The organism is Flavobacterium salilacus subsp. salilacus (assembly GCF_004634195.1).
GTDB classification, from domain to species: Bacteria; Bacteroidota; Bacteroidia; order Flavobacteriales; family Flavobacteriaceae; genus Flavobacterium; species Flavobacterium salilacus.
In genome coordinates this window covers 151,864-165,746 of sequence record NZ_SKBP01000004.1, presented here as the reverse complement: position 1 = coordinate 165,746, position 13,883 = coordinate 151,864, and the positions used below count along the sequence as shown (strand labels likewise).

At 38.9% G+C, this 13,883-nt stretch carries 16 protein-coding genes; 15 read left to right on the top strand and 1 reads right to left on the bottom strand.

The genetic code is table 11. The features are described 5' to 3' along the window. The 11 genes from E0W68_RS06830 to atpG all read left to right on the top strand — a co-directional run bounded on the left by E0W68_RS06830 (position 1) and on the right by atpG (position 9,739). Positions 1-696, top strand: a complete 696-nt coding sequence (locus E0W68_RS06830) for an ABC transporter ATP-binding protein (protein WP_135218675.1) — start codon at positions 1-3, stop codon at positions 694-696. Between the two features lie 151 nt (positions 697-847). After that, positions 848-3,505, top strand: coding sequence for a type IX secretion system periplasmic lipoprotein PorW/SprE (gene porW, locus E0W68_RS06825; RefSeq protein ID WP_135218674.1), 2,658 nt, complete (start codon positions 848-850; stop codon positions 3,503-3,505). A 36-nt stretch (positions 3,506-3,541) separates the two neighbouring features. Then, a complete protein-coding gene (locus tag E0W68_RS06820) occupies positions 3,542-3,940 on the top strand; it encodes a bactofilin family protein (RefSeq protein WP_135218673.1) in 399 nt (132 codons plus the stop codon). Further along, positions 3,921-4,142: an AtpZ/AtpI family protein gene (locus E0W68_RS06815; protein WP_135218672.1), complete on the top strand. Its 222-nt coding sequence runs from the start codon at positions 3,921-3,923 to the stop codon at positions 4,140-4,142. The genes E0W68_RS06820 and E0W68_RS06815 overlap by 20 nt, the downstream gene beginning before the upstream one ends. A gap of 2 nt (positions 4,143-4,144) precedes the next feature. After that, positions 4,145-4,534 (top strand): DUF6168 family protein, encoded by a 390-nt coding sequence (locus tag E0W68_RS06810; RefSeq protein ID WP_135218671.1) that lies wholly within the window; start codon positions 4,145-4,147, stop codon positions 4,532-4,534. A 119-nt stretch (positions 4,535-4,653) separates the two neighbouring features. Further along, a complete protein-coding gene (gene atpB / locus E0W68_RS06805; protein ID WP_135218670.1) occupies positions 4,654-5,826 on the top strand; it encodes a F0F1 ATP synthase subunit A in 1,173 nt (390 codons plus the stop codon). A 37-nt stretch (positions 5,827-5,863) separates the two neighbouring features. Then, positions 5,864-6,055 carry an ATP synthase F0 subunit C gene (gene atpE / locus E0W68_RS06800; RefSeq protein ID WP_135218669.1) on the top strand — a complete coding sequence of 64 codons (192 nt, stop codon included), beginning with the start codon at positions 5,864-5,866 and terminating at the stop codon, positions 6,053-6,055. A gap of 93 nt (positions 6,056-6,148) precedes the next feature. Continuing rightward, positions 6,149-6,649: a F0F1 ATP synthase subunit B gene (locus tag E0W68_RS06795; RefSeq protein ID WP_135218668.1), complete on the top strand. Its 501-nt coding sequence runs from the start codon at positions 6,149-6,151 to the stop codon at positions 6,647-6,649. A gap of 7 nt (positions 6,650-6,656) precedes the next feature. Beyond that, entirely contained in the window at positions 6,657-7,190 is a 534-nt protein-coding gene (gene atpH / locus E0W68_RS06790; RefSeq protein ID WP_135218667.1) for an ATP synthase F1 subunit delta, read from the top strand. A 40-nt stretch (positions 7,191-7,230) separates the two neighbouring features. Then, positions 7,231-8,805 (top strand): F0F1 ATP synthase subunit alpha, encoded by a 1,575-nt coding sequence (gene atpA / locus E0W68_RS06785; RefSeq protein WP_135218666.1) that lies wholly within the window; start codon positions 7,231-7,233, stop codon positions 8,803-8,805. Between the two features lie 73 nt (positions 8,806-8,878). Next, the gene (gene atpG, locus E0W68_RS06780; RefSeq protein WP_135218665.1) at positions 8,879-9,739 is read left to right on the top strand and encodes an ATP synthase F1 subunit gamma; all 861 of its coding nucleotides are present in this window, start codon (positions 8,879-8,881) and stop codon (positions 9,737-9,739) included. Positions 9,740-9,808: 69 nt separating this feature from the next. Here the strand turns inward: atpG and E0W68_RS06775 are convergent, their stop codons facing one another. Beyond that, on the bottom strand, positions 9,809-10,180 hold the full coding sequence (locus E0W68_RS06775) for a winged helix-turn-helix transcriptional regulator (RefSeq protein WP_135218664.1): 372 nt from the start codon (positions 10,178-10,180) through the stop codon (positions 9,809-9,811). A gap of 158 nt (positions 10,181-10,338) precedes the next feature. Between E0W68_RS06775 and E0W68_RS06770 the strand changes: the two genes are divergently transcribed. The 4 genes from E0W68_RS06770 (at position 10,339) to dut (ending at position 13,870) form a co-directional block, all read left to right on the top strand. Beyond that, entirely contained in the window at positions 10,339-11,214 is an 876-nt protein-coding gene (locus E0W68_RS06770; protein ID WP_135218663.1) for an SDR family oxidoreductase, read from the top strand. Between the two features lie 79 nt (positions 11,215-11,293). Then, positions 11,294-11,839: a hypothetical protein gene (locus E0W68_RS06765; protein ID WP_135218662.1), complete on the top strand. Its 546-nt coding sequence runs from the start codon at positions 11,294-11,296 to the stop codon at positions 11,837-11,839. Between the two features lie 68 nt (positions 11,840-11,907). Beyond that, entirely contained in the window at positions 11,908-13,365 is a 1,458-nt protein-coding gene (locus E0W68_RS06760) for an oligosaccharide flippase family protein (protein WP_135218661.1), read from the top strand. A 70-nt stretch (positions 13,366-13,435) separates the two neighbouring features. After that, positions 13,436-13,870 carry a dUTP diphosphatase gene (gene dut / locus E0W68_RS06755; protein ID WP_135218660.1) on the top strand — a complete coding sequence of 145 codons (435 nt, stop codon included), beginning with the start codon at positions 13,436-13,438 and terminating at the stop codon, positions 13,868-13,870. Positions 13,871-13,883: the final 13 nt, after the last annotated feature.

The window sequence follows — 13,883 nt, the reverse complement described above, 5'->3', positions numbered from 1 at the left end:
ATGATACAAGTACAGAATTTAAAAAAAGCATACAACGGAGTAACCGTTTTAAATATAGAAAATCTTGAAATACCCAAAGGCGAAAGCTTTGGGCTGGTAGGGAATAACGGTGCGGGCAAAACCACATTTTTCAGCCTCCTGCTCGACCTTATAGAACCATCAAACGGGTATATAACCAGTAACAATATTAAGGTAAACGAAAGCGAAGCATGGAAACCCTTTACATCGGCATTTATAGATGAGAGTTTCCTGATAGGCTACCTCACACCCGAAGAGTATTTTTATTTTATAGGTGAACTTCGCGGTTTGAATAAAGCAGATGTTGATGTACTGCTGGCTAAACATGAAGATTTTTTTAATGGCGAGATATTGCAACGAAAAAAATACCTGCGCGACCTCTCTAAAGGAAACCAGAAAAAAGTAGGCATTATTGCAGCCCTTATAGGCAACCCCGAAGTTATTATACTCGACGAGCCGTTTGCCAACTTAGACCCTACCACACAGTTCAGGCTCAAAAAAATAATTAAAGAACTTGCCGAAGACCCGCAGGTAACCATACTGGTATCCAGTCACGACCTTGCCCATACTATAGAGGTGAGCAACCGCATAGTAGCATTACAGCATGGCGAAGTGGTAAAAGACATAAAAACATCCGAAGAAACACTCAAGGAACTCGAAGCGTTTTTTGCAGTATAATGTACTATCCCCTTACTTTAACGAGGGGATTTTTTTTGTATTCAATTTTTTGACCTAAAAGTATTCTCTCTTAACGAAAAGAAGTGTATTTTTACCCCTCTTTTATACTAAAAAGCAATTTTGACAGTTAAAGGAATAAAAATCTATACATTTGAAAACCAGTACGTATAAATATTTTCTTCTTTTTGGTTTGGTTGGTTTTTTAATAGCCTGCTCTACCAAAAAAAACAAATTTATTAACCGCAACTACCATGCGGTTACTACCGAATATAATGTTTTGTATAACGGTAACCTGGCGCTTGATGCCGGAGTTAACGAACTGAAAACTACCTACAACGATAACTTTTGGGAACTGCTCCCTGTAGAAAGGATGCAGCTTACCGAAGAGGAGATGACTCCCAACGATAAGCGAAACCCTAACTTTGAGCGCGCGGAGGAAAAGGCTACCAAAGCCATACAAAAACACTCTATGTACATGGGCGGAAGCGAAAAGAATCCGCAAATAGATGAAGCCCACTTACTGCTGGGACAATCACGCTATTATGATAACAGATACATACCTGCCCTGGAGGCGTTTAATTACATATTATACAAATACCCTAACAGCGATAAAATTGGCGAAGCCAAAGTATGGCGCGCAAAAACCAATATAAGGCTGGAAAGTGAAGGTACTGCCATAAAAAACCTTAAACTTTTGCTGGAAGGTAAAACTAAATTAAGTGACCAAGTATATGCTGATGCCAATGCAATACTTGCCGAGGCTTATATAAAAACAGAATACCTGGACAGTGCCTTGGTAGTGCTTAAAAAAGCAGCCGAATATACAACGCAGAAAGAAGAAAGAGCAAGATACTATTTTATAACAGGTCAGCTTTACCAGAGGCTTAATTATCCTGACAGCGCATTTGCTGCCTTTCAGCAGGTAATAGATATGAAGCGAAAGTCGCCAAGACGTTATGTAATACAGGCACATGCCCAGCAGGCAGCCCAGTTTGACTATAAAAACGGCGACACGCTGGTATTTATGGAAAAATATAACGACTTGCTTAAAGACAGAGAGAACCGTCCTTACCTTGATGTTATAAACCATCAGGTAGGATTATTTTATGATAAGCAAAACCTCGATGAAAACGCGGTGAAGTACTACAACAAATCGCTTCGTGCCAAAACAGACTCGAAAGACCCCTACCTGAAAGCATCCAACTACCGCAACATTGCCGAAATAAATTTTGAAAAGGCAAAATATCCTGTTGCAGGGCTGTATTATGACAGTACAATGGTGTATTTAGACAAGCGGTCGCGCGAGTTTAAAAACATTAAAAAGAAAAGAGATAATCTTGAAGACGTTATAAAATATGAAGCCATAGCCAGAGTTAATGACAGCATATTGCACGTTGTTTCATTATCAGATGAAGCTAAAAAGGAATACTATCAGGATTATATAGAAATACTGAAAGAAAAAGAAGCTGCAGAGCGTGAAAGACTTGAAAAAGAAGCAAGGAGACAGGAAAACATGGCAGCATCAGGAGCTATACAGCCAATGCAACCTGCGCTTGGCTCAGATAGCCCAATGAAATTTGACCCTTCAATTTCTAAAGAAAAAGTAAAAAACCCACTCAATCAGAGTGGCTCAATAAACGCCCCCGGTCAGCTCGGCAGTGGTGCTACACCCGGTAAATTTTACTTTTACACCCCTTCCACCGTATCTTATGGTAAATTGGAATTTGCCAGAAGATGGGGCAAACGCCCGCTTGCGGATAACTGGCGCTGGGCATCGGATTTGAGAAACGTTGCTGCGGAACAAGGGGCAGATGCGGACAGCCTGAGTGTAGAAAGCAAAAATGAAGATGAGCTTGACCCTCGCTTTACACCGGAGTTTTACATTACTCAATTGCCCACCTCGCAAAAAGTATTAGACAGCCTTGCCAAAGAGCGCAATTTTGCCTACTACCAGCTTGGTACTATATATAAGGAGAAGTTTAAAGAATATCAGCGTGCTGCCGACAAGTTGGAAAAATTATTACAAAATAACCCTGAAGAGCGTTTGGTACTGCCGTCAAAATATAATTTATACAAAATATACCAAATTATAAATCCTGAAAGGGCAGAGCTGTACAAACAGCAAATACTTGCGGAGTATCCGGACAGCCGATATGCAGAGATTATAAGAAATCCTACGCTTGACGCTGAGGACAACCAAAGCCCCGAAGCAGTATATGCAACCTTATTTAAAAAATATGAAAATGGTGAAATAAGGGAATCAGACGCATTGGTCAGGGAGTATATAGATCGCTATACTGGAGAGCCTATTGTTTCTAAATTCGAATTATTGAAAGCCGGTATTGACGGAAGGCTGGAAGGAGTAGAGGAGTATAAAAAGACATTAAACTTTGTTGCCCTTAACTACCCCAACAGCGAAGAGGGTAAAAAAGCGGAGGTTATATTGAAAACGGATATACCCGCATTGGAAAAACTCGCTTTTGGCGAACCCGCTATGTCATGGAAGATAGTATTTAAATTTGACAATCCTAACGATCCGAAAATAAAACCGCTTACAGAGAAAATACAGAAGTATATGAAAGAGGGGCTTAATAACAATATCACACTGTCTCAGGATATATATACAACAGGGTCTGACTTTTTAGTAATACACGGTTTCAGCAGTAAACTGGCGGCAGAGGATGCGGTGTCGGTACTAAAAGACTATAAGAAGTATAAAATAGCCGAGACACCGATTATTATATCAAGCGAAGATTACAAAGTGGTTCAGATTAAAAAGAATTTTACTGAATATTCAGCCGTAAAATAAAAGCACAATTCATAATCACATACACATACTTAAAAAATGTTTGACAAAAAATCACCCAAAGCAGGAAGTCCCGATTTAGGGAAAACCAACCGGATAGTAGAAGGAACTATAATAAAAGGCGACATTACATCACAAGCCGATTTCAGGCTTGACGGTGAGCTTGAAGGAAACTTTATTTCAAGCGGAAAAATAGTAATAGGACCAAGCGGTAAAGTAATAGGTGACATTAAGTGTAAAAATGCTGATATAGAAGGTAAGTTTAAAGGAAAGATGGAGGTAGAGGAGTTGCTTAGCCTTAAATCGAGTGCCAGCATTGTAGGCGAAGTTATAACAGGCAAACTTTCTGTAGAGCCGGGAGCTTCCTTTACAGCAACGTGTTCTATGAAAAACGGAGTAAAACAAATAACTAAAGTAAGTGAGCAGCAAGCGGGATAATAACAACCGCAATAAGTGGATTGCGCTCATCAATATACCACTGCAAATGGGGATAATAATTTTTTTATTTTCCTGGTTTGGCGGTTGGCTCGATGAGAGGTATCTTAATACAAAAAACACAAATCTTATAATTTTTACACTTTTGGGTGTTTTTATCGCTTTATACAATGTGATAAGGCAGGTAAACGACCTGAATAAATAGTTATGAAAAAGCATATAGGTATTTTTATTGTTACCGCTATTATAGCAGTTGTTTTGCTGGTTGCCAACTTGTTTATTTATAGGTTACCCGGACTTGAGGGTGCCGCGAAAAATTTTATCTACACACTGCCCGTAGTATATCTCTTTTTCTTTGTTTTTACCATTATAATTTTAGGAGTTCTTGTTATAATAGGAAAAAAAAGAAACGAACAGTTGGGGTATATCTTCCTTTTTTTAACATCAGCCAAGATGGGGCTTAGTTATCTTTTTGCAAGACCAATACTGGCGAAAACGATTGATGACCCAACAGAGAAAATAAACTTTTTTATAGTGTTTATTTTGTTTTTGGCAATAGAGGCCTATTATACAGCACGTTTATTAAACAATAAGTAACAAACATTTAATACGGCTGAAATTATCTTAAAAATTTTTATCCAATCATCTTGGAATATTAATTAAAAATGTACCTTTGCACAAAATTTTAGGACTGTAAAATTAAGATATTTAATAAGATGGTGTTTTCCACAAAATTAATTAAGAATACAATAACAGCCCTCTTTGCTGTATTTCCTTTGCTTTGCACCGCCAACGTCTCTGATGAGACCCAGTCGGGACATCCCGAAACTGAAGCTCATGCTGCAGAAAACGCTCATTCAGAAACGCATGAGCCGGCGGATAAAAAATCACAAATCAAAGCATTTATAAACCATCACCTTCAGGACTCTCATGATTTCATTTTTTTCTCTGATGAAGAGACGGGTAAACATTATGGTTTTTCACTTCCTGTAATCTTAATAGATAACGGTGTTAAATTTTTCTCTGCATCGGAATTTGAACATGGGGAAAAAATTGTTGAAGCCGGAGGAGAACACTATGCGCTTTACCACGATAAAATATATAAAACAGATGCCCAAGGTACTTTAACCTTTGACGAGCATCATCACCCAACAAACGCAATGCCTTTAGATATGTCTATCACTAAAAATGTGATGGCTATGCTTATAACAGCATTAATAATGTTCCTGTTGTTTACGGGTCTTGCAAAATCATACAAAAAAGGACCAATACCAACAGGTATGGGCAGAATATTAGAGCCTCTTGTACTATTCATTCGCGATGAGGTGGCAATACCTAACATTGGAAAAGACAAATACAGAAAGTTTATGGGTTACCTGCTTACAGTATTTTTCTTTATCCTTATCCTTAACCTTTTTGGGCTTACACCGCTGGGTATAAATGTAACAGGTAATATTGCTATTACGGCTTGTCTTGCACTTATAACCTACTTTATCACACAATTTAGTGCTAATAAAGATTACTGGAAACACATCTTTTGGATGCCCGATGTACCTGTATTAATGAAAATAGCATTAATACCAATCGAAATACTGGGTACACTTACAAAGCCATTTGCATTGATGATACGTCTTTATGCCAATATTTCGGCAGGACACATTGTGGTAATGAGCCTTATAGGTTTAATATTTGTGTTTAAAAACTGGATCGCCGGTCCATCATTCTTTGGGTTAACATTGTTCATCTCTATTATAGAAATCCTGGTTGCCTTTCTTCAGGCGTTTGTATTCACCATGCTGTCTTCACTGTTCATCGGTATGGCAGTACAGGAACATCATCATGAAGAAGACCATGACGCCCATACAGAGGAAGAACCGATAATAATATAAAACGTAATACTTTTAATTAATTTAAATCAAATTAGACATGGAAATTCCAGGAATTATTGGAGCAGGTTTAGTAGTAATCGGTGCAGGTCTTGGACTTGGTAAAATCGGTGGTTCTGCAATGGATGCTATTGCCCGTCAGCCGGAGGCTGCAGGTAAAATCCAAACTGCAATGATTATTATTGCTGCACTTCTTGAGGGTGTTGCTTTCGCGGCGCTTTTCGCAGCTTAATAAAAAGAATAAGACACTGCCTGCAGCGGTTGGCTGCAGGTGTTGTTTTTGACAAATTGATTTAATTAAAGAACTATTTATACTTAAGATATAATGGAAAAGTTAGTAAATGATTTTTCATTCGGATTATTTTTCTGGCAGGCAATAATTTTTGTAGTGCTGGTATTACTTCTTGTAAAATTTGCATGGAAACCTATAATGACAGCAATTACCGAAAGAGAAGCCGGTATTGCCGGTGCACTTGCTGCTGCTGAGGCTGCACGCAAAGAAATGCAAAACCTACAGGCAGATAACCAAAGGATACTGCAAGAGGCAAGAGCCGAAAGAGATGCCATGATAAAAGAGGCAAGAGAGATAAAAGAGAAAATGATAGTTGATGCTAAGACCGAAGCGCAGCTACAAGGCGAAAAAATGATTGAGCAGGCAAAAGCTTCTATAGAGAGCGAGAAAAATGCTGCTATGGCTGAGCTTAAAAATCAAGTATCTACACTATCAGTAGAGATTGCCGAAAAAATCCTTAAAACCCAACTATCTGACTCAGCAGCTCAAACCAACCTGGTAGAGAAAATGCTTGATGATGTAAAATTAAACTAATACGGTTATGACAGGTTCAAGAGCCGCAATACGTTATGCAAAGGCAATACTCGAAATGGCACATGCAGCAGGCAATGCAGAGCAGGTGAACGGCGATATGAGCCAAATTGCAAATACGCTAAAAGAAAACCAAGAGCTATGCGATTTTATAGCCAGCCCTACTATAAAAGCAGAGGTTAAAGAATCAACCCTTAAAGAAGTATTTGCGGGTTCGCAAAACATTACTCAAGGATTATTCAGACTACTGCATGAAAACAAAAGGTTCGGTATACTGGAGCAGGTTGCAATACAATACGGCATTCAGTTTGACGAGCTAAACGGCAGAGAAGTTGCTGTAGTAACAACAGCTTTCCCTATAACACCGGAGCTTGAGGCAAAAGTGCTGGAAAAAGCAAAAATACTTTCAGATAAAAAATTGATGCTTCAAAACATAGTAGATCCGGCAATAATAGGCGGATTTATATTAAGAGTGGGCGACAAGCAGTTTAATGCCTCTGTAGCCAACAGCCTTACAACATTAAAAAGAGAACTTAGTAACTAGTATATACCACACGTAAGTGTTTAAATTATAAACAATTATTATGGCAGAAATTAAACCTGCTGAAATTTCAGCAATATTAAAGAAACAATTGTCCGGTTTTGAATCGGGTGCTACCCTTGAAGAAGTAGGAACAGTACTTCAGGTAGGTGACGGTATTGCCCGTGTTTACGGATTATCTAACGCACAATATGGTGAGTTAGTAGCATTCGACAGCGGGTTAGAAGGTATTGTATTGAACCTTGAAGAAGACAATGTGGGCGTAGTATTGTTAGGGCCTTCTGTTGGCGTTAGCGAAGGTTCTACCGTAAAAAGAACACAGCGTATTGCTTCCCTAAAAACAGGCGAGCAAATAGTAGGACGTGTGGTAGATACACTGGGTAACCCTATAGATGGTAAAGGTCCTATTGGTGGCGACCTGTATGAGATGCCTTTGGAGCGTAAAGCACCGGGTGTTATCTTCCGTCAGCCGGTAACCGAGCCGTTACAAACAGGTATTAAAGCTATCGATGCCATGATTCCTGTAGGACGCGGTCAGCGTGAACTTGTAATTGGTGACCGTCAAACCGGTAAAACAACCGTTTGTATCGACACCATCCTGAACCAAAAAGAATTTTATGACGCAGGCAAGCCTGTATTCTGTATATATGTTGCTGTTGGGCAAAAAGCTTCTACAGTAGCAGGTATTGCAAAAACATTAGAAGAAAAAGGCGCAATGGCTTATACCGTTATTGTTGCTGCAAATGCTTCTGACCCTGCCCCGATGCAGGTTTACGCTCCCTTTGCAGGTGCTGCAATTGGTGAGTATTTCCGTGACACAGGTCGTCCGGCACTTATCATCTATGATGATTTGTCTAAACAGGCGGTTGCATACCGTGAGGTGTCGCTTTTGCTTAGAAGACCACCGGGACGTGAGGCTTACCCAGGGGACGTTTTCTACCTTCACTCAAGATTGTTAGAGCGTGCGGCTAAAGTTATTGCCGATGATGATATTGCGAAGAACATGAACGACCTTCCGGATTCGTTAAAACCAATTGTAAAAGGTGGCGGATCGCTTACGGCGCTTCCTATCATCGAAACACAGGCGGGTGACGTTTCGGCATATATCCCAACCAACGTAATTTCGATTACAGACGGTCAGATATTCCTGGAGTCCGATTTATTCAACTCAGGTGTACGTCCTGCAATTAACGTGGGTATCTCGGTATCGCGTGTGGGTGGTAACGCTCAGATTAAATCAATGAAAAAAGTAGCGGGTACACTTAAGCTTGACCAGGCACAGTTCCGTGAGCTTGAAGCTTTCGCTAAGTTTGGCTCTGACCTTGATGCTGCAACATTAAATGTAATTGAAAAAGGAAGAAGAAACGTTGAGATATTAAAGCAGGCAGTTAACGACCCGTTTACAGTAGAAAATCAGGTAGCTATTATTTATGCAGGTTCAAAAAACTTGCTTAAAAAAGTACCTGTAAGCAAAGTAAAAGAGTTTGAAAGAGATTACCTGGAGTACCTTAACGCAAAACACAGAGACACTCTGGATGCGCTTAAAGCAGGTAAATTTACAGACGAACTTACAGACGTGCTTGAAAAAGCAGCAGCAGAAATATCGGCAAAATATTAATTATTTAATATAACAATTAGTCAATGTAGCAATTGTTATATTATTGACTAATTGATACATTTTTAAATTAGAAATGGCAAACTTAAAGGAAATACGTAACAGGATTGCTTCCGTTTCATCGACAATGCAAATTACGAGTGCGATGAAAATGGTATCGGCAGCCAAGCTTAAAAAAGCGCAAGATGCTATAACGGCAATGCGCCCCTATAGCCAAAAGCTTACTGAGCTATTGCAAAACTTGAGTGCCACTATGGAGGGCGACAACGGAGGTGCATTTGCCGAGCAACGCCCGATAAACAAAGTTTTGGTTGTAGCCATTACTTCCAACAGAGGGTTGTGCGGAGCCTTTAACACCAATGTTATCAAACAGGTAAAAGTATTGCAGGCAACCTATGCCGGCAAGCAAGTAGATGTTTTAACCATTGGTAAAAAAGGTAACGATGTGCTGAGGAAAACCTGTACGATTACAGCAAACCAAAGTGATATTTTTGACAACCTTACATTCGAAAATGTTGCCGATATAGCCCAAAGCATTATGGATAAGTTTGTTGCGGGTGAGTATGACAGGATAGAGCTGGTGTACAATCATTTTAAAAATGCTGCAACACAGTTGGTACTTACCGAGCAGTTTTTACCATTAGCGCCTTTAGACAGTGCTGATGTAAACACTAACGTTGATTACATTTTTGAGCCTTCTAAAGAAGAAATTGTAGCACAGCTTATACCGCTATCGTTAAAAACACAGTTGTATAAAGCCATACGCGACTCTTTTGCTTCAGAGCATGGGGCACGTATGACGGCAATGCACAAAGCTACCGATAATGCTACCGACCTGAGAAACCAGTTAAAACTTACCTACAACAAAGCCCGCCAGGCTGCAATTACCAACGAAATCCTTGAGATTGTTGGTGGTGCCGAGGCTTTGAACAGCTAAGAACAGACAAACAAACATAAATAGAGAAGCTACCTGAAAGGGTAGCTTTTTTTATGCTTTTTATTTGAGTTATTGTTGAAATGCTGCTCTAGATTTTTTTATGGCAACTTCATTTTTAACAGCCCATTGCGACAGTCCTGAAATATGTGGAAGCAGTGATTTTCCCAGTACTGTAACTTCATACTCAACCCTTGGCGGTACTTCGGGGTATATAGTACGTTTTACAAGTCCGTCAGCTTCGAGCGTGCGCAGGGTAACGGTCAGCATTTTTTGAGAGATGTCGCTTATTTCCTTATTCAGTTCGCTAAAGCGCATCTTTTCATTCTCACCGAGTATCAGTATTATCAGTATCGACCATTTATCTCCAAACCGGTCTAATATACCTCTTATGGGGCAGTCCTCAGGACTCCATTTACTTTTATTTGAATTATTTTTATTCATAATGTTCTGATTTACAGTAATAATTACTTTCCGGTAAGTATCAAACAAAAAAGTGCCTTCTTGTTTGGTTTACTAAACTTTAATACTTTTACTCTACAAAAGTAACTAAGTATTTATTAGAGAGTAAATATAATTCATTAATTTAAAACAATATAATTATGAGTACTATTTTAGTAACAGGAGCAACAGGAAGTTTAGGCGGAACAACAGTAGATTTTTTATTGAAGCGAACAGATGCGCCTAATATTTTGGTTTTAGTAAGGGATGCAGCAAAAGCAGCCGATTTAAAATCGAAAGGCGTTACACTATTGGAAGGCGATTATAATGATTATGCATCATTAGTAAAGGCTTTTAAAGGAATTGATAAATTGTATTTCGTATCGAGCAGTGACATTGAAAACAGAAATAGCCAGCACAAAAATGTTGTTGATGCGGCTAAAGAAGCGGGTGTAAAACACGTTTTATACACCAGTTTTGTAAGGAAAAATGAAACCGAAACTTCGCCTATTGCCTCAATAGCTGAATCTCACCTTAAAACAGAGCAGTGGCTGGAAGCATCAGGGGTAAATTATACCATATTAAAACATACTATTTATACTGATATGATTCCGGTTTTCTTAGGCGATAAACTGCTTGAAACAGGTATAGCCTATTTACCTGCTGGAAATGGAAAAGTTGCATTTGCTTCGCGTAACGATATGGCAGAAGTTGCATCGGTACTGCTTACTACAGGGGGGCATGAAAATAAGGTATATGACATAACGAATGAAACAGCAGTAACGTTTCAGGACATTACGAATGTTATTACCAAAATTACAAGTAAGGAAATTACTTATGTTTCGCCAAGCAGTGAGGAATATATCGATACACTTACCAAAGCAGGTGTTCCTGCCGGATATATACATATGTTTGCCGGTTTTGCCGAAGCATTTAAGCAGAATGAATTTGATGCTGTTAATAACAAAATAGAAACAATACTAGGCAGAAAGCCGGAAACAGTAGCCGAATATTTAAAAGGAGTTTACGGTAATTAATAGTATTATTGAATGATTGACATAAAGCTGCCCGAAGGGTGGCTTTTTTTGTTTATCTTAGTTAGTATAGAATATTCTTATGGAAGTAAATGCGAGAAATTTTTTTACTGCATGGAAAGAAGTAGTTAATGATCAAAGGAAATATTTGAAAAAAATTTGGGAAGAGAATATTAATTTTACTCATCAAATTATAGGTAACGAAAACTCGGTATTAAATAACGTAGCTCAAAAGTTGAATTTAATATGTTATGAAAAAGATTATTATTGTTTAGATGCTATATTTTATACAAAAGAAAATTTAGTTCCAAATTTAAGAGATGATTGGTTTTGGTTCAGGGATATTAGGGTAGCATTTGAGCATGAAAATAACTTTAATAGTGGATTATTTAAAGAGGTATCACATCTTCTTATTACTAGTTGCCATCTAAGGGTTTTAGTAACGTATCCAAATGGAGCTTCAATAGAAGCTAAGGAACTGGAGTATTTACATTTAATAATTAAAGGGTCTAACAAGTCGATGGAGATTTCACAAAATGAGAGTTTCCTTTTAATTTTCGGTTATAAAAACGGATTTGAATGGATAGGATATATCTTTAAAGAAGAGGGTTGGATCAAAATTGAATAGCTTCTTTTTAATATGCGACCCAAAATATTCTCTACTTTTGTACTAAATAAAAAGTAACCCATAACCCTTTGAGCCTGTATAAAAATCTTTTTAAACAAACTGCCATTTATGGTATTGCTACGGTAGTACCGCGCATGTTCAGTTTTTTGCTCACACCGCTTTATACCGAGCTTTTGCCTGAGGACGAGTATGGCGAGGTTTCGGTTATTTTTGCGTGGATGGTACTTTTTAATGTAGTGCTTGCCTATGGTATGGAAACCGCTTTTTTTAGGTTTTATACCAACGAAGATTCCAAAAAAGTACAGTCAACATCTACCGTATCTATATTCTGGACCTCTGTAGTTTTTCTGGGTGCGGCACTGGTAAGCCGTAATTACCTTGCCAAAGCTGCCGAGATAGACGTTGAGTATATTACCTATACCATTTGGATATTGGTACTCGATGCACTGGTTATCATACCATTTTCCAAACTGCGCGCCGAAGGCAGACCCATGTTTTACGCCATAGTAAAAATCGGTAATGTAGCGGTCAACTTGGGGCTTAACGTGTTTTTCCTGCTCTATTTACCAAAACTGGCTGATGCATACCCCAACGGTTTAGTAGGCACAATGTATATTGAAAATTTCCAGATTGGTTACATTTTTATATCCAATGTTATAGCGAGTTTGCTTACGTTTTTGGTACTCCTACCGCATTACTTCCGTATCTCATGGCAAATGGACAAAGCGCTATGGCGCCGAATGATGCGTTACAGCCTGCCCGTACTGGTAGCCGGTATTGCCTTTGCTATCAATGAAACGTTTGACAGGATATTACTCCAAAAAATACTTCCCGAAAATATAGCCGAAACAGAGGTAGGTATTTATTCTGCCTGTTATAAGCTCGCCATATTCATGACGCTTTTTGCTACCGCATTCCGTTTGGGTATCGAGCCGTTCTTTTTCAGTCATGCTAAAAACGAAAATGCACCGCAAACCTATGCCATGATTACTAAATATTTTGTAATCTTCGGGTCGGTTATCCTGTTGGTAGTAATCGTGTTTGCCGATTTACTCAAAGTACTCATCATCCGAAAAGAAGGCTACTGGGAAGGCATGAAAGTGGTACCGCTTATTATTATGGCAAACTTCTTTTTGGGTATCTACCATAACCTTTCCGTTTGGTATAAACTTTCTGACAGGACTAAAATGGGAGCCTATATCTCGATAGTAGGCGCAGCCGTTACACTGGGGCTAAACTTTGCCCTCATACCACAGTATAGCTATATGGGTTCGGCTATTGCCACTATAGCTGCCTACAGCACTATGATGGTTATATCATACGTTTTAGGCAACAAGCATTACCCTATTCCGTATGATATGAAAAAAATAGGTGGTTACTTAGGGCTTTCCATTGCATTATCATTGGTATGTTTTTATTATTTCAGAGAAAACTACTTTGTAGGGATAAGTGCTATTGCCCTGTATGCCGGGTTTATTTACAGTAATGAAAAGGCGACATTGCTGCGTATTATAAAGCAACGGTAACAAATTAATCAAACTAAAGGTTTGGTTATTAGTAATACTATTTTGATATTTGATTTATAAATACACACCCATGACAGTTAAAATTATAAATCGTTCGCAACACGCGTTGCCCAACTACGAAACGATTGCTTCGGCAGGTATGGACTTAAGAGCAAACCTTGACGAACCGGTAGTATTAAACCCTTTAGAGAGAGCCATTGTAAAAACAGGACTGTTTATAGAACTCCCCATAGGGCATGAAGCCCAGGTGCGCCCTCGTAGCGGACTTGCTGCCAAAAAGGGTATTACGGTACTAAACAGTCCCGGTACAATAGATGCCGATTATAGAGGTGAAATAGGCGTAATTTTAGTAAATTTATCCAATGAGGCTTTTACAATAGAAAATGGCGAAAGGATAGCCCAGCTTGTTATAGCCAAACACGAACGTGCCGAGTGGCAGGAAGTACAAGAACTTACCGAAACTTCGCGTGGCGAAGGCGGTTTTGGCAGTACCGGAGTAAAGTAAAAAACAACAACAC

Coding starts and splice junctions, on each gene's coding strand:
- E0W68_RS06830 (WP_135218675.1), top strand. CDS start 1: ATGATACAAGTACAGAATTTAAAAAAAGCATACAACGGAGTAACCGTT.
- E0W68_RS06820 (WP_135218673.1), top strand. CDS start 3,542: ATGTTTGACAAAAAATCACCCAAAGCAGGAAGTCCCGATTTAGGGAAA.
- E0W68_RS06810 (WP_135218671.1), top strand. CDS start 4,145: ATGAAAAAGCATATAGGTATTTTTATTGTTACCGCTATTATAGCAGTT.
- atpB (WP_135218670.1), top strand. CDS start 4,654: ATGGTGTTTTCCACAAAATTAATTAAGAATACAATAACAGCCCTCTTT.
- atpE (WP_135218669.1), top strand. CDS start 5,864: ATGGAAATTCCAGGAATTATTGGAGCAGGTTTAGTAGTAATCGGTGCA.
- E0W68_RS06795 (WP_135218668.1), top strand. CDS start 6,149: ATGGAAAAGTTAGTAAATGATTTTTCATTCGGATTATTTTTCTGGCAG.
- atpH (WP_135218667.1), top strand. CDS start 6,657: ATGACAGGTTCAAGAGCCGCAATACGTTATGCAAAGGCAATACTCGAA.
- atpA (WP_135218666.1), top strand. CDS start 7,231: ATGGCAGAAATTAAACCTGCTGAAATTTCAGCAATATTAAAGAAACAA.
- atpG (WP_135218665.1), top strand. CDS start 8,879: ATGGCAAACTTAAAGGAAATACGTAACAGGATTGCTTCCGTTTCATCG.
- E0W68_RS06775 (WP_135218664.1), bottom strand. CDS start 10,180: ATGAATAAAAATAATTCAAATAAAAGTAAATGGAGTCCTGAGGACTGC.
- E0W68_RS06770 (WP_135218663.1), top strand. CDS start 10,339: ATGAGTACTATTTTAGTAACAGGAGCAACAGGAAGTTTAGGCGGAACA.
- E0W68_RS06765 (WP_135218662.1), top strand. CDS start 11,294: ATGGAAGTAAATGCGAGAAATTTTTTTACTGCATGGAAAGAAGTAGTT.
- dut (WP_135218660.1), top strand. CDS start 13,436: ATGACAGTTAAAATTATAAATCGTTCGCAACACGCGTTGCCCAACTAC.